We start from the raw sequence: 24,805 nt of genomic DNA, 5'->3' as shown, positions 1-24,805 counted from the left end.
TAGCTCCGGGGGTGGACACCGCTTCGGACCACCGTCCGGCGGCGGACTCGCGCCGCCGTGCGGACCGGCCCGACCAGGGCGGATCCGGCGTTCCGCTGCCGTTCGGGGCGGCGGAACGCCGCAGTGGTCGGCGGTGGGGCGGCCTTCGGGCGCGACCGCCATCGCCATGTACTGCTCAAATCTGAACAGACGGGACGGCCCCGGCGGGCGCACCGGACCTCCGTCCGGTGCGCCCGCCGGGTGTGCCGGCCGAGCGGCGGTTCAGCCGCTCCCGGCGCGGCCGGTTCCCCCGGCCGCGGGGACTCCGGCCACCGCAGCGCCGGCAGCCGCGGCGCCGGCCGCGGGCGTCTTGGCCGCGGGGGCGCCCGTCGCCGTGATCTCGGCCGCGCTGGTCCACGGCCCGCGGTCGCCGGCCTCGCTCAGCGCCCGCAGCCGCAGGTAGCGCCCGGCCGCGGCCGGGAACGACACCGTCTTCTCGGTGCCGGTGTCGGCCCAGGTGCCGGTCGCCACCGGACTGCCCCAGGAGGTGGCCGAGTCGGAGACGTAGACCTCGTACCGGCCGATGCGGCCGTTGACGCCGCCGTCCTGCCGGGGCAGGTAGCGCAGGCCGTCGACGGCGTTCCGGGCGCCGAGGTCGATCCGGATCTCGTGCGGCAGCTCCGCGGGCGTGCCGCCGGAGTAGGCGGTGTGCCAGAGGCTGCCGCTGCTGCCGTCGAAGGCGTTGGCGGCGGCGCCGTTCTCGGCGGCGGTCTCCTGGCTGTCCGCCGACACCAGCTTCCAGGCGGACTTGTCCAGCGCGGGCGAGCCGCCGGCCCCGGTCGTCGGCGTGGGCAGGGTCGCACCGGGCAGGGTGACCGTGAACGCTCCGGACTGGCTGCCCGCCTTGACCCGCAGGACGCCGCCGCGATCGGCCGGGTCGAAGAACCAGCCGGTCGCCGCCGCGTCGTAGTCCGCCATGGTGGCCTGCCGGGCGAGCCGGGCCGGGCCGAGGTTCACGGCGGTGGGCGCGCCGGCCAGGTGGACGGTCAGCTCGTAGCCGCGCTCGGCGGGCTTGCCGGCGTAGGAACCGGTGCTCGCCCCGACCTGGACGGTGACGGTACCGGTGCCCGCGGCCGGCGCGTCCACGGTGACCTGCTGCCGCGCCGAGGCGCCGGCCCGGTAGGCGCGGGTGAGGCCGTCGTCCTCGTAGAGGCTGAACGCCGACCGCCCCGACGGGTACAGGTCGTAGGTGAGGGTGGAGACGGGCTTCTCGCCGGTGTGGTTCATCTGCGGCCACATCGGGACGATGCCGCCGCCCTTGACGAACACGGGCGTCGAGTCGAGCGGCGCCGCGTAGCCGTTGAGCGTCGTCGGGCCCTGGTAGACCCGGCCGGTCCAGTAGTCGGTCCACGTCCCGGCCGGGAGGTAGATGCCGTCCCGGGTGGTGCCGCCGGTCGTCACCGGGGCGACCAGGAAGGAGTCCCCGGCCATGAACTCCTGCGCGGTGGCGTTGCCCTGCGCCACCGGGTCGTCCGGGTACTCCAGCACCAGCGCGCGGGTCGAGGGCACGCCGGTGGTGCTGGCGGCCTGACTCATCGTGTACAGGTACGGCATCAGCCGCATCTTGGTCTGCAGCGCCTTGCGGTTGGCCGACAGGTAGGGCTCGGCGAACCGCCACGGCTGCTTGTCGGTGTAGCCGGCGGCCGGGTTGGTGGCGCCCCAGCCGGACATGGTCATGAACGCCGGGGTGAACGCCTTCCACTGGAGGTCGCGGGTGTAGGTCTCCGGGCTGCCGCCGAAGATGCCGTCGACGTCGCCGGAGGCGTAGTTGAGGCCGGACAGCCCGGCACCCACCACGGCGGGGACGGTCCAGCCCATGGTGGGCCAGTCGCCCCGGGTGTCGCCGGTCCACACGACCGCGTTGCGCTGGGTGCCGGCCCAGCCGTCGACGGTCCAGACGAAGCGGCGGGCGTCCGAGTTGTCCTCGATCCCGGCGACGGCCTGGTTGACCCCGTCGAACGCGCCCTTGTAGCCGCCGCCGATCCACGCCACGTCGGTCTTCACGCCGCGGGAGCCGTCGGTGCCGACCTCGGTCTTGATGTCGCTCAGCCCGGTCGACGTCCAGAGCCCGGTGTGGAAGCCGAGGCCCGCCAGGTCGGACACCGTCTGCCGCAGGTCGGTGTAGCCACAGCCGTAGCCGTCGTTGGGCAGGATCCAGCCGGACGGCATGTCGGCCTTCCGCGCGTCCTGCGCGTACCCGACCACGTCGGGGGTGGTCTGGTGCCGGGCCCGCGTGTGGTCTCCGGTGTAGTCGGGGTTGGAGGCGTTGAAGCAGTCGGCGTTGCCGAGCTCCAGACCCCAGATCGGGGCCAGGAACGGTTTGCCGGTCACGTCGGTGTACGCGCCGAGCACGCCCTTGAGCGAGTCGGCGACGAAGTAGTAGGCGTCGAAGCGCTTCTCGTTCTCGGTCGTGGCCACCGGGTCGGTGAACGCGTACGAGCCCGGCGCCCAGGTGTTGCGCAGCACGCCGTATCCGTTGGAGGACATGTAGAACGGCGCGGGGCTGGCGTTGCTGTTCGGCTTCCAGGTGTTGTCGACCGCGATCGGCACGGTCTGGTCCCGCAGCGCCCACGGCCCGAGCCGCAGGCCGGTGCCGTAGTACTGCTCGGCCGGGCCCCGGCCGAGGTACTGCGTCGTCCTCGACGCGGTCCAGGCGGTCGGCTTCGACTCCTGCCAGAGCAGCGTGCCGTCCGGCCGGTAGGCGGCGAACGTGAGCGGCCGTTTGTAGGCCCGCAGGGTGACGGCGGTGGTGGCGATCTCGTAGTAGGAGCCCCGGTCGGTGGCCGTGACGGTCGGGGTGCCGAACGCGGTGTTCACGGTGAGGTCGCTGCCGGCCGGGTCGGTGAACCGGCCGTCGGGCGCGAGCTGGATGCGGAAGATGTCGGCGCGGACGAACACGACCCGCACGGCGGTGCCCGAGGACGTGGAGACGGTGGAGGTCGTCCCGGACTGGCGGAAGGCCGTGATGTTCCCGGCCGTGCTCCCGGCCGCGGTGCCGGCCGGGGCCAGCCCGACCATGACGGTGGCGAGCACGGCCGTCACCAGGCCGACCCGCAGCGCCCGTCGCGGGGGCCGGCCGGTTCGGGCGCGGATGCGGAGGTGGCCGAGGGCTCGGAAGAGCCGGCTTCGGATGGTGCCGCTCGGTTGGGGCATGACGGTCCCTCTCGGAACGGAGACAGATGCGCGGAGGAGCGAGCGTGCACCCGGAATTGCATCAGCCACTGCTCAGTTCAGTCAACAATGCGAGCTGATTCTCCAATTTTGAGCATCCATCACGCAATATCGCGCGGGGCGGGGGTCGGCCTCGGGTGCTCCCACGGTCCCTTGGCGCGGCTCTCAACTAGGGTCGGGGCCATGTCTGCTGCTCGTGGGCCTGCGCCCGCCCCTGTCCTGCGCCCCGCCACCCGTGCCGAGCTGCCGGCGGTACTCGCCCTGCTCGCCGACGAGGACACGGTGGTCGACCCGGCGACGGTGGCCGTCACGGAGGCGTACGAGCGGGCCTTCGCGGCGATCGAGGCGGATCCGCGCAACGAGGTGCTGGTCCTGGTCGAGGACGCCGACCGCGGCACCGGCGGCACCGTGGTCGGCTGCCTGCAGGCGACGTACATCCCGGGACTCGGCAAGGGCGGCGCCGAACGGGCCCTGATCGAGGCGGTCCGGGTCCGCGCGGACCGCCGCGGCAGCGGGCTCGGCCGCACCCTGATGCAGGCGGCGACCGCCCGGGCACGCGCACGCGGCTGTGCGCTCGTCCAGCTGACCAGCAACAAGCAGCGGGAGGACGCGCACCGCTTCTACACCAGGCTCGGCTTCACCCGCAGCCACGACGGCTTCAAGCTCGCGCTTTGACTTCCGCTCCCCGCCCTAAAGGGCGGGATTCCTACCACGGTCGTCTGACCGTCTCGGTGGGTTCCTGCTTCTTCGCGCTGTGCGGGGACGGGTCCCCGGCTTACCCGCGCTCGACAGGCTGACACCGCCAGTCCGGCGGCCGTGGCTATGTTGACGGCGGCGTTGACGTCCCGGTCCAGCCAGACGCCGCACGCCTGGCACTGCCAGACGCGGATGTTCAGCGGCTTGGGGCCGTCCTTGACGCCGCAGTGGGAGCAAACCTGGGAGGTCGGCTCGAAGCGGCCGATCTTGATCAGGTTCCGACCGTACTTCGCGGCCTTGTACTCCAGCATGGTGACGAACGCCGACCATCCGGCGTCGTGCACGGACTTGGCGAGCCGTGTGCGGGCGAGTCCCTTGACCGCCAGGTCTTCCACCGCGATTGCTTGGTTCTCGCGAATCAGTTCGGTGGAGAGCTGGTGGTGGAACTCGCGCCGGGCGTCGGCCACCCGTGCGTGGTTGCGAGCGACCTTGTGACGGGCCTTCTCGCGGTTCTTGCTGCCCTTGGCCTTACGGGACAGGGCTTGCTGTGCGCGTTTGAGCTTCTTCTCTGCGCGCCGGAGGAACTTCGGGGCGTCGATCTTCCGCCCGTCCGAGAGGACGGCGAAGTGTCCGAGGCCGAGATCGAGACCGGTGACCGGCTCGGTCTCGGGAAGGATCTCGGGGTCCGTCTCGACAACGAAGCTGGCGAAGTACCGGCCTGCGCTGTCCTTGATCACCGTCACCGAGGATGGCACGGACGGCAAGGCGCGGGACCACTTCACCCGCACGTCGCCGATCTTCGGCAGCGATAGGTCGCCGCCCGGTGTGATCTTCCATCGGGCGTTCGCGGTGAAGCGGATCGCCTGCCGGGTGTCCTTGCGGGACTTGAACCGGGGCGGTCCCATCTTCGGGCGCTTGCCCTTGAGGCCGTCGAAGAAGTTCCGGTAGGCGGTGTCCAGGTCCCGGAGGGACTGTTGCAGCACCACGGCGGACACCTCGCCGAGCCATGCCCGTTCGGGGGTGTTCTTCGCGGCCGTGAGCTGCTTGGACAGCTCGCCGGACGGGATGAACGGCAGCCCGGCGGCGCGGGCGGTCTCACGTGCCCGGAGGGCATCATTGAAGGCCATCCGTGCACACCCGAACGCCCTGGCCAGCGCGGAACGCTGAGGCCCGTTCGGGTACACGCGGAAGCTGTACCTGAGCTGCACGGTCAGCACCGTACCATTTTGGTTTATGGCTGAGTATCAGAACATCCGCACTGGTCGGCACTGCGCTTTCGCCCTGCATGCGCACTTGGTTTTCGTGACGAAGTACCGTCACAAGGTTTTCGCCGACCGGCATCTGACCCGGCTCGAAGAGATCATGCGGGACGTGTGCGCCGACTTCGAGGTGGAGTTGGTCGAGTTCAACGGCGAGAACAACCACGTCCACCTGCTGGTGAACTTCCCGCCGAAGGTCGCCCTGTCCAAGCTGGTCAACTCGCTCAAAGGCGTCAGCTCGCGCCGGCTGCGGCAGGAGTACCCCGAGCTGGTCAAGCACTACTGGCGGGCACAGCGTCTGTGGTCCGGTTCGTACTTCGCCGGATCAGTCGGCGGCGCGCCGCTGTCGATAGTCCGGCAGTACATCGAGCAGCAGAACCGTCCGGCTTGACGGTCTGCGGTGGGCACCGTCCACAGCGCGGGAGGGTGCCCACCGCACAGGTCAGAGCAGGGTTCAGAATCGCTTCACCACCGGGCTGAAGCCCGGTGCACTGCGATTAGTCCAGGTAGCGCCGGCGGTGACGCAGCGCCGGCCCCGGGCCGGCGCTGCTCAGGGCGCGGCCCGGCAGCCGCGGAGCCGGATCAGAGCCTGAAGACCGCGCCGCGCCACGTCCACCCTGCGGCGAGGACGGCGTCCCGCAGCGGGTCCTTCAGCGCGGCGGCGTCGAAGCGGGCCGCCTCCTCCACTCCGAGGCGGCCGTCGGCCCGGCGCCCGACCGTCCACTCCCGGGAGGACTCGGTGACCTGGCCGCGGGAGTACTCGCGCTCCAGGACCAGCGTGGGCGTGCCACCGGTCCAGGTGACCTTCCACTGCTCGTCGAGGGCCCGGAGTTCCCGGGCGGCCGGGAGCAGCCGCATCCGGATCCGGAGCGTCCGGTCGAGCTGCGTCCGGGCGAAGTACGGGTGCCAGGCGGGCTCCCGCAGACGCCACTCCGCGACGAGATCGGCGCCCTCCGCCGGGGCCGCGGCGCGCACGACGTACGGCGCCTCCGGCCCGTTGAGGCCGAGCAGTGCCGCCCGGACACCCTCGGTGGAGCGCGGTTCGACCCCGCGGTCGGGGTGCTTGGTGCCGGTCAGCCGGTCGAGGAAGCCCATGGGGACCACCCTAGATACCGCTGGACCCCGGCCACGCGTCCGGGCCGGGGTCACGGCCCTCGGCGCGGCCGACGGCCTCAGCCCTCCGTGCCGGTGAGGACCTTCTCCAGGGCGGCCAGCGCCCACTCCAGCTCGTCGCGGGTGATGGTCAGCGGCGGGGCGAGCCGGATGGTCGAGCCGTGGGTGTCCTTGACCAGGACGCCCTCGCGCAGCAGCCGCTCGCTGACGGCGCGTCCGGTGCCGATGGCCGGGTCCACGTCCACGCCCGCCCACAGGCCCCGGACGCGGTGGGCCGTCACGCCCTTGCCCGCGAGTGCGGCCAGCCCGGACTCCAGGACCGCGCCCAGTTCGGCGGCACGGCGCTGGTACTCGCCGGTCTCCAGCAGCGCGACCACGGCCGAACCGACCGCCGCCGCCAGCGGGTTGCCGCCGAAGGTCGACCCGTGTTCGCCGGGGCGCAGCACGCCGAGCACGTCGCGGCGGCCGACCACCGCCGAGACCGGGACGATGCCGCCGCCGAGCGCCTTGCCCAGGAGCACCAGGTCCGGCAGGACGGACTCGTGCTCGACCGCGAGGGTCCGGCCCGTGCGCCCGAGCCCGGACTGGATCTCGTCCGCGACGAACAGGCACCCGGCCCGCCGGGTGAGCTCGCGGACACCGGCCAGGTAGCCGTCGTCGGGGATCAGCACCCCGGCCTCGCCCTGGATCGGCTCGATCAGGACGGCCGCCGTGGTCTCGTCCAGCGCCGCCTCCAGCGCGGCCAGGTCGTTGTACGGGACGCTGCGGAAGCCGGGCGTGAACGGGCCGAACCCGTCGCGGGCGACCGGGTCGTCGGAGAAGCTCACGATCGTGGTGGTCCGGCCGTGGAAGTTGCCGCCGGCCACGACGATCGTCGCCTGCCCGTCCGGCACCCCCTTGACCTCGTAGGCCCACTTGCGGGCGACCTTGATCGCGCTCTCCACCGCCTCGGCGCCCGTGTTCATCGGCAGCACCATGTCCAGACCGGTCAGCCCGGCCAGTCCTTCGGCGAAGGCGGCGAGCCGGTCGTTGTGGAACGCGCGCGAGGTCAGGGTGAGCCGGTCGAGCTGGCGGTGCGCGGCCTCGACGAGCGCCGGGTGGCGGTGGCCGAAGTTCAGTGCCGAGTAGCCGGCCAGCATGTCCAGGTAGCGGCGGCCCTCGACGTCCTCGACCCACACGCCCTCCGCCCGGGCCACGACCACCGGCAGCGGGTGGTAGTTGTGCGCGAGGACGGGCTCCTCGGCCCGGATCAGCTCCGCGGACGAGCGGTCGGCCCGGTCCGCCGGGGTCGGGCCGACCGGGCCGGCGGGGTCGGTGGGGCGGGCGGCTGCGGTCATGACCGGTCTCCTGGGTGCGGGCGGCGGATCGGTGCGGACGGGTGGCGCAGGCGATCCGCGGGCACGCGGGCGGTCCCCGCGTGCGGCTTCGGGGGTGTCCTCAACGCTAGGGAGCGGGCCCGCTCCGCGACAAGCGGCATCGCCGCCGCGGCACCGCAGCTTCGCTGCGTGTTCCGCCGCTTCAACGCAGCATCGCTGCGCCGCCGCCCCGCGCCGCGCGGTCGGCACCGGCCTCGGCACCGGGCTCGCTGCCGGGGGCGAGCAGGTCGGAGAGGACCAGGCTGCTGACCGTCCGGCGGACGAACGGCTCGGCGCGGATCCGCTCCAGCACCTCCTCGAAGTGCTGGACGCTGGCCGCCCGCACGTGCAGCAGGGCGTCCGCCCCGCCGGTGACGGTCATCGCCGCGACGATCTCGGGGTGGTTGCGCACCACCTCGGCCAGCCGTCTCGGCGGCGCCGCGCCGTCGCAGTACACCTCGACGTACGCCTCGGTGCCCCAGCCCAGGGCGGACGGGCGCACCGTCGCCGTGAACCCGGTGATCACGCCGTCCGCGCGCATCCGGTCGACCCGGCGCTTCACGGCCGTGCCGGAGAGGCCGACGGCCGCCCCGATCTCGTTGAAGCTCGCCCGGGCGTTCTCCATCAGCGCCGCCACGATCCGGCGGTCCAGGTCGTCGAACTGCGGGGTGGTGGCGTGCGTCGTGGCCTTGGTACTCATGGTCGGTGGTCCTTCACAGCGCAGCGGGTGGCCGTCGGGCGGGCCGGGCGGCGGGCGCACGGGCCGGCCGCCCGGGGCTCCGCGCGCCCCACGGGCGCAGCATAACCACAGGTCAGCCCGGTCGGGGCGGGGCCGAACGCAAGACCGGGCCGGGCACCGCGGTGTCACCACGAATGCCCGTCGAACGCCGCGCCGAGAGTCGTCGAGCAGGTCGCGACCGCCACCGGCGCGCGGGGTCGGCGTTCCGCCCGGGTACCCGGAGTGCCGCCGGGCGACCGGTCGCCTCCCGCGGCGAGGCGGTGATCATCTGACGGACGGTCGTCTACATTGATCGGCCGGACGGGGCCCCGGGGCGCCCGTCCCCCACCTTGGCCGACCGGCCTCGGTCCCGACCGACGAGGAGTCACATGTCTTCGCCCGCCCTTTCCCGACGCCGTCTGATGTTCGCCGGGGCGGGTGTCGCCGCCGCCGCGGCCGCGCCCCTCGCGGCGGCCGGCGCCGCGCAGGCCGCCGCCGCTCCGGTGAACCCGGCGAACATCCCGGACGGCGCCCCGCTGATCGGGGTCGACCACGGCTCGACCCGGTGGGCCGGGTCGATCGTCAACCGCGACACCTCGACCACGCTGCAGGGCATCGCGTTCGACTCGGTCAACGGTCACCTGTACACCCTGCAGATAGCCGGGGCCAGCCAGGTCGCCTACCTCCGGTCCGGCAGCCAGGTCGCCGTCACCGCCACGATCGACGGCGACCAGCACGCCGCCTCCGGCGACCTCTGCCTCACCAAGCACGACCTGAGCGGCGCCGTCCTGGGCCACATGTACCTGCTCGGCTTCGGGCACGGCGTGTCGCTCGGCATCGAGCCCGCGACCGCCGTCACCCCCGCCTACGTCTGGACCGAGGCCAGTGCGGCCACCAGCGGCTACGGCCGGGAGATCGTCCGGTTCCCGTTCGCCGACCAGACCCTGCTCTGGACCAGCCACCCGGACGTCCGGCGCCTGGCCTCCCCGGATGCCGCCGCCACCGCGATGACCCCGTACGTCGACGCGGCCAACGGCATCCTCCTGCTCCGCTACGCCCTCGCCGGCGAGCACTGGTTCGCCGCGTACGACCTGACGGCCGCGCGCACGGCCGCGACCGACGGCACCGCCCTGCCGGCCCCGCTGGCCCGCATCCAGCAGCCGTTCCTGCCGAAGGCCGACGCCAACGGCGCCCCGACGCAGACCGCCGCGACCTTCCAGGGCTTCGCCTCGCACGGCCGGTACGTCTACCTGCTCGACGGCGATGCGCGCACCGGCGACCCGTCGAAGCCGCTCGCGGGCCTGGACAAGTGGACCGTCCACACCACCTCGATGGACCTCAACGGCGTGCAGAACGACCCCGCCACCGGCTACATCCGGCGCACCCACTCCGAGGCGGACGCGGGCGCCAACCCCCGTGAGCCCGAGGGCATGGCCGTCTACACCGGCCCCGAGGGGCTGCGCCTGTGCTTCGGCATCACCAACAACTCCGCCTCCGGCACCCGTCAGTTCGACCTCTACTACAAGGTCTGACCACGCGTCCGGTCGGCAGACGCCCGGGGGACGACGGCACTCCGGGCGTCTGCCGTCGACCGGCCGTCGGGCCGCCGGATGCCATCGGCCACGACACCGCATAATTGATCTTGTATCGGGGCGCGGGGAGGCCGGGCGTCCGGCCGCTGCCTGCGGCGGGACCGACCGGCCGGGCCGCAGGAGTGTGGGAGGTCGTGTGGGGTGGTCAGGCGCCTCGGCTGCCGTCGTGCCGCCGGCGGACAGGTTCGAGTGGTTCCGTGCGGCGGTCTCCAGCGACCTGATGCCCGTCGCGCTCAGCAGCGAGCACACCAGCGACTTCCGGGCCGAGATCACCAACCTGGAGCTGGGCACCGTCCGGCTGTCGACGTTCGCCTTCTCCCCCGTGGTGTCCCGCCGCACCCCGGCCCATGTGCGGCGCGGCGATCCCGAGCAGTACCAGCTGGCCTGGATCACCAGCGGCGCCTTCCACGTCGCCCAGCTCGGCCGCGAGGCGCTCGTCACGGGGGACCTGATGCTCACGGACACCTCCCGGCCGATGGAGAACACCGCCCTGGCCGAAATCGGACAGGCGCGGGCCGCCGTCCTGCAGATCCCCCGGTCCGTGCTGCCCCTGCGGTCGGACCGGGTGGACGGGCTCCTCGCCCGGCGCCTCCCCGCCCACACCGGAACCGGTGCGATCCTCACCGGCTTCCTGGAGACGCTCCTCCGCCACGGCCCCGGCTGCCGGCCCGAGGAGCTGGCGCGGATGGGGGCGGTCGCCCTCGACCTGGCCGGCGCCTGCCTCGCCCAGCAGCTCGGCACACCCGACGAGGTACCGGCCGAGGCCCGCGCCCAGGCCATGATGCAACGGATCACCACCTACATCGAGCACAACCTCGGCGACCCGGAACTGACACCCCAGACGATCGCCGACCGGCACGGCATCTCCCTGCGCACCCTGTACGGGCTCTTCCGCGACCGGCCGGACAGCGTGGCCGCCACCATCCGCCGGGCCAGGCTCGAACGCTGCCGCGCCGAGCTCGAGTGCCCGCACCTGGGCGGCCTGCCCGTCCAGACGATCGCCACCCGCTGGGGCTTCGCCAGCTCCACCGCCTTCAGCCGCGCCTTCCGCGACGCTTACGGCCTCAGCCCCACCGAGCACCGCGCGAACGCCCGGCACGACGCCGGGCTGCGGGACGGGCCGGAGGGCTTCCACCGGCGGGCCAACACCCGCGTCTCGTCCGGGCCGGGGGCGGCCACGGTTCCCCGGCAGCGGGACGGCGGCGTCGGCGCCACCCCGCCGGGCGGCGACGGGCCGTGACCCCGCGCTGACCGGCCCGGCGGTGCCCTGCCCGGCGTCCCGCCGTCGGCCGGCCGTCACCGGGCCGGCCCGCTTGCCGTCCCGGGCTGCGGACCGTCAGGCCCGCACCGCCTCCGCCGCTTCGACGATCACCTCGGCCACCCGCGCCGGCTGCTCCACCAGCAGCAGGTGCCCGGCATCCGCCACCGTCACCATGGTGATCCCGGGGCTCGCCTCCAGCCCGCGGCGCTCCTCGTCCGTCAGCCCGATCTCGTCGCGGTCACCCCGCACGACCCAGGCGGGCTGTCCGGAGTCGCGGAGCCGGGCGACCAGCGACGGGTGGCGGTCCAGGTACTCGTAGTAGCACCGCACGGACGGGCGGCAGAACCCGGGATCGTTGTTGCTCATGTCCGCCGCGAGCGTCCGCGCCCGGTCCTCCGTGACCCCGCCCTTGATCATTTCCTTCTTCATCATCGGCGGCAGGGTCTTGACCACCGCCGTCCAGGAGAGCGGCCCCAGCCCGGGCACCCGGCCCAGGTGGTCCAGCACGCCGAGGAACGCGGCCTCGTCCTTCTTGGAGAACGTCGGCGACAGCAGCACCACGGGCCCGGCGAAGTCGCCCGCGGCGGCCATCTCGATCGCGACGTTCGCGCCCATGCTGTGACCCACGACCAGGTCGCAGGCCTCGTCCGCCGCGCACTCCCCCATCAGCCGGGCGTAGTTCTCCATCGCGAGGTCGTCCGGCGGCACGGTGCGCCCGAACCCCGGCAGCGTCACCGCCACCGTGGCCAGCCCGGCTTCGACCAGCGCCGGCTCCGCCATCACGTCCGCGTAGAACTCGGCGCTGCACATCCCGCCCGGCAGCAGCAGCGCCCGGTGCCTCGGGTGCTCGGGGCCCGCGCGGCGCACGTCCAGCGATTCCTTCATAGGCCCAGGCTGGACCCGCCGCCGCGATCACGCCACCGCCGGGGTGTCCCGGCCGGCGGCCCGCGCAGCGGGGCTGCGGGGAATGCGGCGGGGCTGCAGGGAATGTCGAGGGTTCCTGCACGGTGGGCACACCCGGCGCCCGCCGCGCCGTTCTAGAGTCGGCGGAGTCGGAAGCCGCAGGCAGCCCGGCCGCGCGACGCGCGAGCCCCGGGGCGCACGGCCGGCCCGTCCGGGGTCACGACCACCCCTCCCACCCGTCTTGACAGGGACACATTCATGCACAGCGAAGTTCTGAAGCCCGTTCTGACCCGCGCCGCCACCGCCGAGACCACCAGCGACCCGAGCAGCGTGATGACCCTGCTGGCCGACTGCGGAACCGACGGCAGCCCGATCACCAGCTACCGCTCCACCTTCGCCGAAGGCGCCGTCGGCGCGCCGGCCCACTTCCACACCCGGGCCTCGGAGCTGTTCTTCGTCATCGGCGGCTCGCTCCAGGTGCTCGTCGACGAGGAGGTGACGGTGCTCGACGAGGGCGACTTCCTGCTCGTCCCGCCGCACACCCCGCACGCCTTCGCCGCCGCCCCCGGCTCGACCGCCGACGTGCTCTTCACCTTCACCCCCGGCATGCCCCGCTTCGACTACCTGCGCCTGCTCGGCCGGGTGATGCGCGGCGAGGCGAGCCCGCAGGAGATCAAGGACTCCTCCGAGCTGTACGACAACCACTACGTCGACAGCCCGCTCTGGCGCGCCGCCCTGGAGGCGGCTGCGAAGTAACCCCCGGCGTCGACCCTCCGGCGTCGAGTGACCCGCCGGCGCGGAGGAGCACTCGGGTCGGGTCGGCGGGCCGGCCCGGGTTGCACCTTCCTGCCAACATCTCGGCGATCTCCGTTCGAACGCGATCTTCGCGGCTATGCTCCGTAGCCGTCCGAGCATGATCGAACTCGTCGAAGGGGCAAGGAACGTGACGTTCCGTTCCACCACTGTCGCGCTGGCCGCGGCCGGCCTGCTCTCCCTCCTGGGGACCACCACCGCCGTCGCCGCCCCGGCCGAGGCGCCGGCCGGCCAGAGCAAGGAGTGCGGCGCCGTCCGCCTCACCGGCTCGCTGCCGGCGCCGGCGCCGGGCCAGGCCGTCCAGCAGCAGGTCACGATCGGCGCCGACTGCACACCGCAGTTCGGCCCGGTCACCTACAAGCCGGCCTCGGCCGCGGCGTCGAAGACCGCGGCCGCCGGCCAGGGCGCGGCCGCGGCCGGCACCACCCGGCAGCTGCGCAGCTGGAACGAGATGTTCGACTGCTGCAACATCCGGATGACCGGGCTGTACACCACCGCCACCTGGACCACCGACGGCGGCCGGATCACCACCGCGGCCACCGAGGCGACCCAGGGCAACAACCGCGAGCCGTGGAACGCGGGCTGGTCGGTGAAGTCCGCGGCCAAGACGGACGACTGCACCACCGACTGCGCCGTCGTCCACACCAAGGCCGACGCCGAGTTCGGCTACCAGGGGATCTTCGACGTCACCGGCAACTGGTACGCCAACACGCACCACTCCTCGGTGCAGCTGAACGCCGACTCCACCGCGTCGTGCACCTTCGACGTCGAGCTGCGCCACACCTTCATCGGCTGGAACTGGCAGCGCGGCTGCGAGTGATCCGATGCCGGACGGCGTGCGGGCGGTGACGGGAGCTCCCGTCACCGCCCGCACGCCGTCCCGCCGTTGCACCCGGCCGCGAGCCGCCAGCGGCCGCCGGCTCGCGGCCGGCCGCCGACGGGCAGCTCAACGCACGGCCAGGCTCGCGTAGTCGGGAAGCGTGATGTTCTCGGCGGTCCTGCGGGCGATCCTGGCGGCCATGTCCTTGCCCGGTAGGTAGGGCATGAGCTTGTAGTACCGGTTGAGGAACGAGGCCGTCAACCGGCTCCCGGGGACCATCAGCCTGGCGACCCCGTCACCCATCTTCTGGCAGCCGGCCGCGTACGCGCCCATCCGCTCCTGGTAGCGGTCGTAGGCGGTGCGGTGGTCGCCGTCCGCGGCGGCCAGCTCCCCGGCCAGCACGTACGCGCCGACCAGCGCGAGGCCCGAGCCCATGCCCGAGAGGGAGGACGGGCAGTGGGCGGCGTCGCCGACCAGGGCGACCCGGCCGCGGGTCCAGGCGTCCATGCGGACCTGCCCGACCGAGTCGAAGTAGAAGTCGGGCGCGTACCGCATGTCGTGCAGCAACCGGTCGCTCTCCCAGCCGTTGCCGGTGAAGCGCTCGGTGAGGAGCGCCTGCTGGCGCACCACGTCGCGGCGGTCCAGGCCCAGCTCCGGTGAGCCGAAGTAGAAGACGGCCTTCGCCTCCGCGTTGTGGCGCGCGCTGTACATCGCGGTCAGCCGGCCGGCGGTGCGGTAGGCGTGCCCGGTGTGGTCGAGCCCGAGGTGGTTGGCGGTGGTGAAGATCGCGCAGTAGACGCCGAGGTGCTTGACGAACTGCTCCTCCGGGCCGAAGGCCAGGCGGCGGGTGTTGGAGTGCAGCCCGTCGGCGCCGATCACCAGGTCGAAGCGCCGGGGCGCACCGCGCTCGAAGCCGACGGTCACGCCGTGGTCGTCCTCGGCGATCGAGGTGACGGAGTCTCCGAAGACGTACTCGGTGAAGCCCTTGGTGGCGTCGTAGAGGATGCGGGCGAGATCGCCGCGGAGGATCTCCAGGTCGCCCGCGAAGAGGTCGGCGGGAAGCTTCGCCACCGGCTTGCCGGCGCTGTTGACGTAGGACATCGAGCCGACGCCGGTACGGGCGGCTTCGAGCTCGGGCAGGATGCCCATCATCCGGAGGATCGACATGTGCGCCTCGCCGCGGAAGTCGACGGCGTACCCGCCGTCGCGCAGCGCGGGGGCGCGCTCGACGATCACCGGGTCGAAGCCGTACTGGTGGAGCCAGTAGGCGAGCGCGGGGCCGGCGACGGAGGCGCCGGAGATGAGGACGTTGCGGTTCTTCATGGCAGTGAGCTTCGCCGGGGGCGCTCACCGCGGGCTCACCTCCGGCTCACGCCCGGCTCACCGCCTCGACGAGGGCGTCGGGCAGGCCCAGCACGCGCAGCACGGCCGACGCGGACGGCCCGACCGCGGCCGCGGACTCGGCGGCCCTGCGGTAGTGCGTCCGGGCTGCGGCGCGGTCCCCGTTCGCCTCGGCGACGCGGGCGAGCCCGGCGAGCGTGCGGACCAGGTTGCCGAGGGCTTTGATCCAGTGCGGGTCGATCCGCTCCAGCGCCTCGGTGTACAGCCGCTCGGCCTCGGCCGGGTCGCCTGCGGCGAGGGCGAGGTCGGCCTGGCCCCGCAGGGCGGCTCCCAGGCCGTCGGCGCTGCCGGCGCGGACGGCCAGCTCCGCGGCCCGGGCGTAGTCGGCGCCGGCCGCCGGGAGGTCGTCGGCGGCGAGCCGGTCGCCCCGGTTGACCAGCAGGTCGGCGGCGTCCTCCAGGGCGCCGAGCTCCTCGGTGAGGGCGAGGGCCCGCTCGGTGAGGGCGATCGCCCGTGCCCGGTCCCCACGTCCGCCCGCCAGGCCGGCGAGCAGGTCGAGGACCAGCGCGGCACCCCAGCGGTCGCCGAGCGCGTCGAAGCCCTCCCCGGCCTGGGCGAAGGCGCTCTCGGCGGCCTCCTGGTCCCCGGTACCGAGGGCGCCGAAGCCCGCCACGTACCGGGCCACCGAGCGGGCCCAGGGCTCGGGGCAGTCGCGCTGCGACGTGACCAGCTCGAATGCGCTCTGCCGCTCCTGGAGGCCGGCCTGGCCGGCGTTGCGCATCATCCACACCAGGAGCGCGGCCGGGTACCGTCCGGACCGGTCACCCGACCAGGCGGTGGCCAGCGCCCGTTCGGCGGCGGCGCGGTGCTGCTGCCAGACGGGTATCCCGGTGGAGCCGGGCGCGGCCAGCAGGGTGCAGACCGCGTACTCCTCGCCGAGCCCGGCCGGGGGCTCGGTGCCGGGCGCCACCGGGCCGCCGGCCGGCACCGGGCGGGCGGCCGCCGACCGGGCGTCGATCGCCGCGAGCAGCGCGGCCGCGTCCGGTGCCACCGAGGCGGCGGTGCCGCGGATCCACAGGTAGGTCGAGGCGGAGGCGAGCAGCTCCAGGGCCGTCTCCACCCCGCCGGCCGCGATCGTCCGGCGCAGCGCGGTGAGCACGTTGTCGTGCTCGGCGGCGAGCACCGGCAGCCAGTCCAGCTGTTCGGCCCGCCGCAGGTGCGGGTCGGCGGTGCGCAGCAGCTGCCGGACGTACCGGGTGTGGGCGCGTTCGGCCGCTTCCTGTTCGCCGGCCTCCGCGAGCTGTTCGGCGGCGTAGGCGCGGATGGTCTCCAGCATGCGGTAGCGGCCGCGGGCGGCCTGCAGGAAGGACTTGTCGGCGAGCGACTCCAGCGTCTCGGCGTCGGTGTCGCACACCTGTGCCGCGGCCTCGGCCGTCGCGCCGCCGGCCAGGACGGCGAAGCGCCTGGCGGCCTGCCGCTCGGGTTCGGAGAGCAGCTCCCAGCCCCAGGCGACGACGGAGCGGAGCGTCCGGTGCCGCTGGTCGGCGGTGCGGGCGCCGCGGGCGGCGATGGCGAGCCGGTCGTCCAGCCGCTCGGCGAGGTCGTGGATCTCCAGCGTCCGCAGCCGGGCGGCGGTGAGCTCGATGGCCAGGGGCAGGCCGTCGACCGCGGCGCAGATCCGGCGGACGAGCGCGGGGTCGGCGGTGGGCCCGCGCCGGACGGCCGCGGCCCGGTCGGTGAAGAGGCGGGCGGCGGCGTCCTCGTCGAGCGGCCCCACCTGCTGCAGGCTCTCGCCGATGATGCCGAGCGGCTCGCGGCTGGTGGCCAGGATGCGCAGCCGGGGGCAGGCGGCGAGCAGTCTGGCGGCCAGCTCGGCGGTCTCGTCGACGAGGTGTTCGCAGTTGTCCAGGACGACCAGCAGCAGCCGGTCCGAGAGCGCGGCGATCAGCCGGTCGACGGGGGTGCGCGAGCCGTCGAGGTGGAGTCCGCTCTCGCGCAGGCCGAGCGCGCCGAGCAGCGCCTGCGCCGGGGCGGCTCCGTCGCGCAGGGGGGCGAGTTCGACGAAGCAGACCTCGCCGGCTCCGGTGTCGGTGGCGCTGCGTGCGGCGATCTCGATCGCGAGCCGGGTCTTGCCGACGCCGCCGGGGCCGACCAGGGTGACCAGGCGGGCCGCCCGCAGCAGTTCGGCGGTCTCGGCCGCGTCCTCGGCGCGGCCCACGAAGGAGGTGAGCTGGGCCGGGGGCGCGGCGATCGCCGGCGTGGTGCCGGTGTCCAGCAGCTCGCGGTGGAGTGCGGCCAGTTCGGGTGAGGGGTCGGCGCCCAGCTCGTCGGCGAGGTGGCGTCTGGTCTCCTCGAACACGACCAGGGCTTCGGCCTGGCCGCCCTGGGCGGCCAGGGCGCGCATCAGCAGCGCCGCCGGCCGCTCGCGCAGCGGGTGGCGGCCGACCAGTTCGCGCAGTTCGGCGACGGCGGTGCGGTGTTCGCCGAGGCGCAGGGCCGCCTCGAACCGGTCCTCCAGTGCCCCGAGCCGCAGTTCCTCCAGCCGGACCGCGGCCGCGCGGGCCGTCTCGGTCCCGGCGACCTCGGCCAGCGCGGGTCCGCGCCAGAGTCCGAGCGCCTCCTGGAGCAGCGCGGCGGCCCGGTGCGCGTCGCCGTCCCGCAGCGCGGCACGGCCCCGGTCGGTCAGCCGCTCGAACCGGCCCGCGTCCACGGCGTCGTCGGCGACGGCGATCCGGTAGCCGGCTCCGGCGCGCTCGATCGGGGCGGCCGGGCCCAGGGCGGCGCGCAGCCTGGACACCTGCGACTGCACGGAGTGGGCGGAGAGCTCGGCGGCCGGGTCGATCTCCTCGGCCAGGCGGTCCGCGGAGACCACCTCACCGGGGCGGACCAGCAGCAGGGCCAGCAGGGCCCGGCGGGCGGGGCCGCCCAGGGGCACCTCGGCCCCGTCGTCGTGCCACGCCCGGGTCTCGCCGAGGATTCCGAACAGCATGCGGGTGATTATGCATCAGGTTCGATCTTGCAGACACGGTCGAGCCGACGGGATCGCGCGGATCCGATCACCGCGGCGGCGTCCCGCCGGCCCCCGTGCCGGCACGGTCGCGCCGGCCGGCCCCGGCCCGCGCGACCGTGCGGACCGGCTCACGCCGGGACGATCGGGCCGAGGAAGGTGCCGCCGGAGACGTCGACGGTCTGGCCGGTGATCCAGCGGCCCTGCGGGCCCGCCAGGAAGCCCACGACGTCCGCGACGTCCTCCGGCTCACCGAGGCGCCCGAGCGCGGTGATCGACTCCAGCCCCGCGACCACCTCCGGGATGGCGGTGTGGCCCGCGGTCATGTCGGTCCGCACCGCGCCGGGCGCGACCGTGTTCACGGTGATCCCGCGCCGGCCGAGCTCGTTGGCCAGCGAGGGAGCCATCGACTCCAGCGCCGCCTTGCTCACGGTGTAGGCGATCTGCGTGGAGACGGCGAACCGGCTGGCGGTCGAGCCCATGTTGATGATGCGGCCGCCGTCGTTGAGCAGCGCCAGCGCCCGCTGGACGACGAAGAACGGCGTGCTGACGTTGATCGTCCAGACCCGGTCGAACTCCTCCGGGGTCACGGCCGCGATCGGGTTGCCCGAGATGATGCCCGCGTTGTTGACCAGGATGTCCAGGCCGCTCGCGCCGTGGGCCGCGAGGCCCGCGGTCAGGCCCGCGAACAGCCGGTCCACCGCGCCGGCCTCGCCGAAGCGGGCCTCGACGGCGAACGCCCGGCCGCCCGCCGCCTCGATCCGCGCCACGGTCTCCTTGGCGGCGGCCTCGTTGCCGCCGTAGTGCACGACGACCAGTGCGCCCGCCGCGGCCAGCCGAAGCGCGACCGCCCGGCCGATGCCCCGCGAACCACCCGTCACCAGCGCCGCCTTGCCGGTCAGCTCACCCATGATCGTGCTCCTTCGTGCGGTTGTCCGGGCCTCCGTCGGCCCGGCGATGGCCCAAGACTGTCGGTGGCCGCTCACCGCGCCCTCACCGCCGGCTCACCGACCGGTCCGCCGCCGGTGAGCCGGCCGGCCGCACCCCGGCGAGCCGGGCAGCCCACCCCGGTGACCGACCACCGCGCCCTCGGCGGACCGGCGCCCGCACCCCCGCCCTGGGCCGACCGGCGAACCGGACCCGGCCGTCCCGCTTCTCCCCTCCCCCATGGGAAATCTTTACGCTTTCCCACCTGGACAGAACGATCACCGCCCTGCGTACGATCACGCGGACGGTGCGTCACCAGTGGTGCAGGTGGGGCCGGTTCGGTCCGTCGGAGCGGACGACCGGGCCCCGACGGGCGCTCCGCCAGGCAGACCGATCCGAACGGGGGAAGTCCAGACGTGAGTACACCTGCGGCAAACGACCAGTTCAGCGTCAACACCCAGGCCATGGGCGGGGCCCAGTCGGCGCTCAACGGCATGGCGCTGGACAGCAAGACCATCGGCGCGACGGCGGACGAGTCGACCAACGCGGCGGCCGCCGCGCACAAGGGCTGGGACACCGCCAGCGCGCTGCGCGCGGCGCTGACCGAGTGGCACGAGCAGGTCGACCAGCTGACCGCGCGCCTGCACCAGAACAGCGCGGCGATGCAGCAGACCACACTGAACTACCACACCACCAACCAGTCCGTCGCCGACTCGCTCAAGGTGAAGTGACCCATGCTCGGATACGAGGACGTCCTCAACGCGAACCCCGGCACCCTGTCCACCGCCGCGGGCAAGTGGCGGGAGATGGCCCAGAAGTTCCACACCATGGAGGGCAACTTCGACCGGGACGTGCTCTCGGTGACCCGCAACGGGCTGTGGACGGGCGGCACCGCCGGCCTGGCCAACTTCCAGCTCATGTTCACCAAGGACCAGATCGCCGCCGCCCAGGTCGAGGCGAACGCGATGGCCTCCCTGCTCGACGACGCGCGCGCGGACTTCGAGGCCGCGCAGAAGCAGGTGCGCGAGGCCGCGGACGGCGCGGTCAAGGCCGGCTTCAAGGTGACCGGCACCGGGGTCGCCGTCCTCGACACCAGCACGCTCGACAAGGGCACCCTGAACGACCTCCACCACGACGCCGACACCCAGCGGGCCTACCAGGAGGCCGCGGGCAAGTGGACGCAGGCCATCGAGGCCGGCATCCAACGGGCCACCGACGCCGACCAGCGCGCGGCCCGCGCCCTGCGCAGCGCGTCGAAGGCGGGCAGCATCGACAACACCTTCAACGGCAAGGCCCTGGGCGGTGGCGACGCGGCCGACGCGCAGCGCGCGGCCGACCTCGCCACCCGGATCGACAGCCTGAACGACGACGAGCGGGCGCAGCTGGCGAACCTGATGAAGGCCAACGCCGACAGCCCGCAGTTCTCGCAGACGCTGCTCGACCGGCTCGGCCCCGAGAAGACGTTCGACCTCGCCGAGAAGCTCAACAACCCCGGCAAGGACGGCGGGAAGAAGGCCGCCTACCCGGGCCTGCAGACCGACCTGACCCGCGTCATCGCCTCGGCCACCCAGGACCCGAACACCGAGTTCTACCGGAAGTGGCGCGAGGGCCTGAAGGAGAACGGGACCAAGAACTTCGGCTCCAACACGGAGCCGGTCTACGGGTACCAGATCCTCGGCACGCTGATGTCCAAGGGCGACGCGAAGTACTCCACGCCCTTCCTCACCGATCTCGCCGACGACATCATCGCGAGCGAGAAGAAGCACCCGGGGCTGTGGAGCTACAAGGCCTCCCACGACGGCACCTCGCTGGGCGCGGACCCGCTGGACGAGGTGCTCGGCGTGATGGGCCGCCAGCCCGAGGCCGCGACGTCCTACCTGGACCCGGGCGCCGACGGCGGCAACAAGCGGCTGCACTTCCTGTTGAAGGAGCGGGAGTGGCCGCAGGGCTACATCACCGGCTACACCGGCATGATCAAGATCGACGACCCGCTGGCGCAGAGCGGCCTGGCCGCCGCGATCGAGGCCGCCTCCACCGGCGAGCGGGCCGGCACCGCCCACGACGGCAAGCACTCCGAGGCCCAGGCCCGGATCATGCACGACACCATCGTCACCCTGGACGAGGACCACGGCGGCGACAAGGTCAAGGCCACCCTGCGCCAGCCGCTCGCCAACGCCCTCGCCGACTACGTCGGGGACACCCACGAGCTGCTCAACGGCCGCAACGACGTCTACAACGGCCACACCGGGCACGACTCGGTGTGGAAGGACGGCGACACTGTACGGATGGCGGTCGGCCAGGACAGCCTGGTCCGGTTCATGCGCGGCCTCTCGGACGACCCGGCCGCCTACGGCACCCTGCACCGCGCCGAGACGGGCCGGATCGACCAGGAGCTCGCCGCCATCGGACCCCACCCCACCGAGGCCCAGATGAAGGACCCGATGGGCAAGGGCGCGGCCGCGCTAGGCGTGTTCGACGCCATCCGCGCCGACACCGCGATGGACATGCGCGACGACAAGAACGCCCAGGCCGACTGGAAGGCCAAGGTGCTGTACCACACCATCGGCGCGCCGATCACACCGATCGCCCCGCTCGGCGACGCCGCCCAGCGCCTGGTCGACACCTGGACCTACGCCGTCAGCCTGGAGGAGAAGGACCAGAACAACTCCGAGGCCAACGCGAAGATCTCCGACACCTACCTGGGCGCCAACCGCCAGATGTCCGACATGGTCGGCATCTGGGCCCGGGACCGCGGCATGGACCCCGACAGCCCGGACATCAACTCCCTCCAGGACGACATGCTCAACAGCCGCAACCGCAGCAACGACGTCGCCGGCCGCTACCTCGGCCGGGGCAACGCCTGATGAGCCCCCGGATGCCGACCCGGATGCTCCCCGCCACCCGGCGTTCGCGCGCCGCGGCCGCCGCCACCGCCCTGGTGGCGGTGGCCGCGGCCGGCCTCGGCCTCTGGTGGACGCTCGGGCGCGACGACCCGGACCGCGACTGCGCCGGGCTCCGCACCGACGGGCGGATCCGCACCGTCCTGGACGGTGCGTGGAGGTCCGACCTGCCCTGCCGCGAGCTGGCGGAGGGCCTGCGCCGCGCCACCACCGGCGAGCGGCCGGGCGTCCACACCCTCCCCCAGGCCCGGGCCATGCGCACCGTCGTCCTCGTCCTCGCCGACCGCCCGGACCACCGCGTCCACCCCGAGGTCCGCGGCCCGCTCGCCGAGGCCCTGGCCGACTACGCGGCCGACACGCACGCCGTGCTGACGGGCGTCAACGACGTCTACGCCGCGCACGACGGCCCGAGCGCCGACGCCTGGCAGGACGGGCAGGGCGTCCACTTCGCGGTGCGCAAGGACCAGCTGGTCGGCGCGGTGCGGGGGCTCGCCGAGGACGCGTCGGGCTACGCCGCCCTGCGGGCCGCCGACCTGCGCCAGGGCGCGGCCGGCCTCGCCGCCGTCGGACCGGGCCCGGAGCAGAGCGCGATCGTCGACCCGCTGGTGCGAGCCGCCGCACCCGCCGGCGCCTTCGACGGCATCGCGGACGACGTGCTGCGCGACCGCGGGGACGCCGCCCGCCGCAGCTGGCAGGGCGAGGTGCTCACCCGGCTGAAGGCCTCCGGAGGCGGGCCCGCGCCGAGCTTCGCCGCCGATCCCGCCGGCAACCTGACCGCCACCTGGCTCGGCCCCCTCACCCCGGCCGACCCGGCCGGCCCCGCCGGCTACCCCCGGCTCCACGACCAGGCGGCCGCGCTGCTCGGCCAGTGGGCCGACGCCGCCCGCGCCGGCCTCGCCCCGGAGGCCCTGCGCACCCTCCAGGACCGGGCCCGCACCACCACCGACCGCGAGCAGCGCGAGGCCCGCACGACCCTGGGCGGCTGAGGACGCCACCGCGACCCGCGACGCGGGTGACCGCCGTTGGCGCCGTTGCCGTCCTTGGCGTCCTTGGCGTCGGCGCCGGGGCCCCGCGGCAACGGCGGCCGCCCCACCGAGAGCGGTTCGACCGGTCGCGGCCCGCCGCCGTGTGCGGGGCACGCCAGTACGACCATGAACCAGTACGACCATGAAGGGGTGGACGCAGTCCCGTACGACCTGCCCGGCCTCCTCGACGTCGCACCGACACCCCGGACCGCGGTGGCCTGGCTGCCGCCGTCCGGGCTGTGGGAGGCCGTCCAGGAGATCCGGCGGGAGCACGATCCACAGATCCGCCGCTGGCCGCCCCACGTCAACGTCCTGTTCGGGTTCGTCCCGGAGTCCGACTTCGGCCCGGCCGTCCCCCTGCTGGCCGCCGCGGCGGCCGAGCAGCCCCCGTTCACCGCCCGGCTGCGGGGTGTGCGCAGCTTCCGCCACCGCCGCGATTCCACCGTCTGGCTCGACCCGGCCGCCGACGGCGCCGGCCCCTGGACGGCGCTGTACGGCTCGCTGGTCGAGCGCTTCCCCCGCTGCCGCGGCCGGGCGGAGGGCTTCACACCGCACCTCTCGCTGGGGCGGACGCAGGACCCGCGCGGCCTCGCGGCCGAGGCCACGGCGCGGCTGGGCAGCGCCACGGCGCCGGTCGCCGAGCTCGTCGTCCTCTCCCGCCGGGGCGACGGCCCGATGGAGGTCAGGCTCGCGGTCGAACTGGGGACGGGCACCGTACGGCGGCCGGGTCGCTCCGCCGCCGGTGCGCTCAGCTGAGCGACGGCCCCCGCGCGACCCCGCCACCCGCGCCGGCCGCGCCGCCGGCTACCGGTCGGTGCGCTGCCAGGGGAAGGGCCGGAGGTCCGGCTCGACCCAGCCGGCCCTGGCCTCGGCGCTCGCCAGTGTCGCGGTCCGGTAGAAGCGGCTCAGCAGCGCCGTGTCGAGCAGCTCCGGATGCCGGTCTGCGAAGGCGTCGAAGGCCTCGAGGTCGGCGCCGCAGGCGAGGTCGGCGCCGCAGGCGACGGCGGTCCCCGCGCGGCCCGCGTGGTGGCCCACCAGCTCGACCCAGGCCCGGGTCATGGTGGCGTGGTACTTCTCCGGGGCCCCGGCGGCCCGGGCGGTGCGCCGGATGCCCTCGCCCACCAGCCCGACCGCGGCGGCAGTGCCGTGGCGCCGGACGGCCAGCCAGGTCAGGTGGACGTGCTGACGGTGCCCGAACCGCTCGGCCGCGGCCATCACCTCACCCATCAACTCCGCGAACCGCTCGGCAGGCTGCTCACCGGTCTCATCCGCGGACTGCGGCGACACCTCCGCCGCGCCCCGGCCGTCCCCGCTCACGCGCCCTCCTCGATCAGCGCGTCCAGCACGGCGTAGTAGCCGGCGACCGCCTCCGCGGGCAGCCCGGCCAGCGCACGGCTCTCGACGTCGGCCAGCGTCCGCCCGATCAGGGCCGCGGCGGCGCGCCCGGAGTCGGTGAGCTCGACGAGCACCGACCGGCGGTCGCCGGCGCGCACACCGCGGGTGATGTGGCCGCGCCGCTCCAGCCGGTCCAGCACGCTGGTCAGTGTGGTCGGGCGGGTGCCGACCGCGGCACCCAGCTGGGAAACGGTCCGGCCCCGGCCGTCGGCGAGGTTGGCCAGCGCGTTGATCTCGGAGGCGGTCAGGTCGAGGTCGACGAGCTCGGCGGCGAGCAGCTGCAGCGTGGCGTGGGTCGCGCGCTGCAGGGTGAGCAGCACCGACCGCTCAGGTGGTACGGATTCGGACTTCATGATTTCGGATACTACGAAATCGTTCTACCGAGGGCAAGGCGGCCGGCACCCCGGCGGGCGCGGTGGCACCCCGACGCACCCGGCGACGCCCGGCCCACGCGCCGCCTGTTCAAGATC

Annotated in this window: 21 protein-coding genes; 10 read left to right on the top strand and 11 right to left on the bottom strand. The window is 74.0% G+C overall.

The window, feature by feature from the left end:
• Positions 1-261: 261 nt before the first annotated feature.
• Positions 262-3,192, bottom strand: coding sequence for a TIM-barrel domain-containing protein (locus tag RMN57_RS36515; protein ID WP_313767594.1), 2,931 nt, complete (start codon positions 3,190-3,192; stop codon positions 262-264).
• Positions 3,193-3,393: 201 nt separating this feature from the next.
• On the opposite strand from RMN57_RS36515, the gene RMN57_RS36510 reads away from it, so the two are divergent.
• Positions 3,394-3,885, top strand: coding sequence for a GNAT family N-acetyltransferase (locus RMN57_RS36510; protein ID WP_313767593.1), 492 nt, complete (start codon positions 3,394-3,396; stop codon positions 3,883-3,885).
• On the opposite strand, the gene RMN57_RS36505 is transcribed toward RMN57_RS36510, so the two are convergent.
• A complete protein-coding gene (locus RMN57_RS36505; protein WP_313768082.1) occupies positions 3,831-5,114 on the bottom strand; it encodes an RNA-guided endonuclease TnpB family protein in 1,284 nt (427 codons plus the stop codon). The genes RMN57_RS36510 and RMN57_RS36505 overlap by 55 nt on opposite strands.
• A gap of 25 nt (positions 5,115-5,139) precedes the next feature.
• Here RMN57_RS36505 and tnpA point away from each other — a divergent pair, with 25 nt between their 5' ends.
• Positions 5,140-5,556, top strand: coding sequence for an IS200/IS605 family transposase (gene tnpA / locus RMN57_RS36500; RefSeq protein WP_313767592.1), 417 nt, complete (start codon positions 5,140-5,142; stop codon positions 5,554-5,556).
• A gap of 191 nt (positions 5,557-5,747) precedes the next feature.
• Here tnpA and RMN57_RS36495 read toward each other — a convergent pair whose 3' ends face one another.
• The 3 genes from RMN57_RS36495 to RMN57_RS36485 all read right to left on the bottom strand — a co-directional run bounded on the left by RMN57_RS36495 (position 5,748) and on the right by RMN57_RS36485 (position 8,333).
• Entirely contained in the window at positions 5,748-6,260 is a 513-nt protein-coding gene (locus RMN57_RS36495; RefSeq protein ID WP_313767591.1) for a hypothetical protein, read from the bottom strand.
• A gap of 77 nt (positions 6,261-6,337) precedes the next feature.
• Positions 6,338-7,615 carry an ornithine--oxo-acid transaminase gene (gene rocD, locus RMN57_RS36490; protein WP_313767590.1) on the bottom strand — a complete coding sequence of 426 codons (1,278 nt, stop codon included), beginning with the start codon at positions 7,613-7,615 and terminating at the stop codon, positions 6,338-6,340.
• Between the two features lie 181 nt (positions 7,616-7,796).
• Positions 7,797-8,333, bottom strand: a complete 537-nt coding sequence (locus RMN57_RS36485; RefSeq protein ID WP_313767589.1) for an Lrp/AsnC family transcriptional regulator — start codon at positions 8,331-8,333, stop codon at positions 7,797-7,799.
• A 407-nt stretch (positions 8,334-8,740) separates the two neighbouring features.
• On the opposite strand from RMN57_RS36485, the gene RMN57_RS36480 reads away from it, so the two are divergent.
• Together RMN57_RS36480 and RMN57_RS36475 are read left to right on the top strand one after the other, a co-directional pair.
• Positions 8,741-9,883 carry a hypothetical protein gene (locus RMN57_RS36480; protein WP_313767588.1) on the top strand — a complete coding sequence of 381 codons (1,143 nt, stop codon included), beginning with the start codon at positions 8,741-8,743 and terminating at the stop codon, positions 9,881-9,883.
• Between the two features lie 196 nt (positions 9,884-10,079).
• On the top strand, positions 10,080-11,183 hold the full coding sequence (locus RMN57_RS36475) for a helix-turn-helix domain-containing protein (protein ID WP_313767587.1): 1,104 nt from the start codon (positions 10,080-10,082) through the stop codon (positions 11,181-11,183).
• A gap of 96 nt (positions 11,184-11,279) precedes the next feature.
• On the opposite strand, the gene RMN57_RS36470 is transcribed toward RMN57_RS36475, so the two are convergent.
• On the bottom strand, positions 11,280-12,089 hold the full coding sequence (locus tag RMN57_RS36470; RefSeq protein ID WP_313767586.1) for an alpha/beta hydrolase: 810 nt from the start codon (positions 12,087-12,089) through the stop codon (positions 11,280-11,282).
• 276 nt (positions 12,090-12,365) lie between these two features.
• On the opposite strand from RMN57_RS36470, the gene RMN57_RS36465 reads away from it, so the two are divergent.
• Together RMN57_RS36465 and RMN57_RS36460 are read left to right on the top strand one after the other, a co-directional pair.
• A complete protein-coding gene (locus RMN57_RS36465; protein ID WP_313767585.1) occupies positions 12,366-12,863 on the top strand; it encodes a cupin domain-containing protein in 498 nt (165 codons plus the stop codon).
• A gap of 187 nt (positions 12,864-13,050) precedes the next feature.
• Entirely contained in the window at positions 13,051-13,740 is a 690-nt protein-coding gene (locus RMN57_RS36460; protein WP_313767584.1) for a hypothetical protein, read from the top strand.
• A gap of 126 nt (positions 13,741-13,866) precedes the next feature.
• Here the strand turns inward: RMN57_RS36460 and RMN57_RS36455 are convergent, their stop codons facing one another.
• The 3 genes from RMN57_RS36455 to RMN57_RS36445 form a co-directional block, all read right to left on the bottom strand.
• A complete protein-coding gene (locus tag RMN57_RS36455; protein ID WP_313767583.1) occupies positions 13,867-15,063 on the bottom strand; it encodes an FAD-dependent monooxygenase in 1,197 nt (398 codons plus the stop codon).
• Positions 15,064-15,109: 46 nt separating this feature from the next.
• Positions 15,110-18,070 (bottom strand): BTAD domain-containing putative transcriptional regulator, encoded by a 2,961-nt coding sequence (locus RMN57_RS36450; protein ID WP_313767582.1) that lies wholly within the window; start codon positions 18,068-18,070, stop codon positions 15,110-15,112.
• 149 nt (positions 18,071-18,219) lie between these two features.
• Positions 18,220-18,999 carry an SDR family oxidoreductase gene (locus RMN57_RS36445; RefSeq protein WP_313767581.1) on the bottom strand — a complete coding sequence of 260 codons (780 nt, stop codon included), beginning with the start codon at positions 18,997-18,999 and terminating at the stop codon, positions 18,220-18,222.
• Positions 19,000-19,431: 432 nt separating this feature from the next.
• Here RMN57_RS36445 and RMN57_RS36440 point away from each other — a divergent pair, with 432 nt between their 5' ends.
• From RMN57_RS36440 to RMN57_RS36425, 4 genes are all read left to right on the top strand, one after another.
• Complete coding sequence (locus RMN57_RS36440; RefSeq protein ID WP_313767580.1) at positions 19,432-19,746, top strand: hypothetical protein; 315 nt, start codon at positions 19,432-19,434, stop codon at positions 19,744-19,746.
• A gap of 3 nt (positions 19,747-19,749) precedes the next feature.
• Positions 19,750-21,879: a DUF6571 family protein gene (locus RMN57_RS36435; protein WP_313767579.1), complete on the top strand. Its 2,130-nt coding sequence runs from the start codon at positions 19,750-19,752 to the stop codon at positions 21,877-21,879.
• Between the two features lie 11 nt (positions 21,880-21,890).
• The gene (locus tag RMN57_RS36430; RefSeq protein ID WP_313767578.1) at positions 21,891-22,901 is read left to right on the top strand and encodes a hypothetical protein; all 1,011 of its coding nucleotides are present in this window, start codon (positions 21,891-21,893) and stop codon (positions 22,899-22,901) included.
• A gap of 189 nt (positions 22,902-23,090) precedes the next feature.
• A complete protein-coding gene (locus tag RMN57_RS36425) occupies positions 23,091-23,696 on the top strand; it encodes a 2'-5' RNA ligase family protein (protein ID WP_313767577.1) in 606 nt (201 codons plus the stop codon).
• A 48-nt stretch (positions 23,697-23,744) separates the two neighbouring features.
• Here RMN57_RS36425 and RMN57_RS36420 read toward each other — a convergent pair whose 3' ends face one another.
• The gene (locus RMN57_RS36420; RefSeq protein WP_313767576.1) at positions 23,745-24,257 is read right to left on the bottom strand and encodes a hypothetical protein; all 513 of its coding nucleotides are present in this window, start codon (positions 24,255-24,257) and stop codon (positions 23,745-23,747) included.
• The gene (locus tag RMN57_RS36415) at positions 24,254-24,688 is read right to left on the bottom strand and encodes a MarR family transcriptional regulator (RefSeq protein ID WP_313767575.1); all 435 of its coding nucleotides are present in this window, start codon (positions 24,686-24,688) and stop codon (positions 24,254-24,256) included. The genes RMN57_RS36420 and RMN57_RS36415 overlap by 4 nt, the downstream gene beginning before the upstream one ends.
• Between the last annotated feature and the right edge of the window lie 117 nt (positions 24,689-24,805).

This window comes from Kitasatospora sp. CM 4170 (genome assembly GCF_032110285.1).
Classification (GTDB): Bacteria; Actinomycetota; Actinomycetes; order Streptomycetales; family Streptomycetaceae; genus Kitasatospora; species Kitasatospora aburaviensis.
This window is presented reverse-complemented; position numbering and strand designations above follow the sequence as displayed.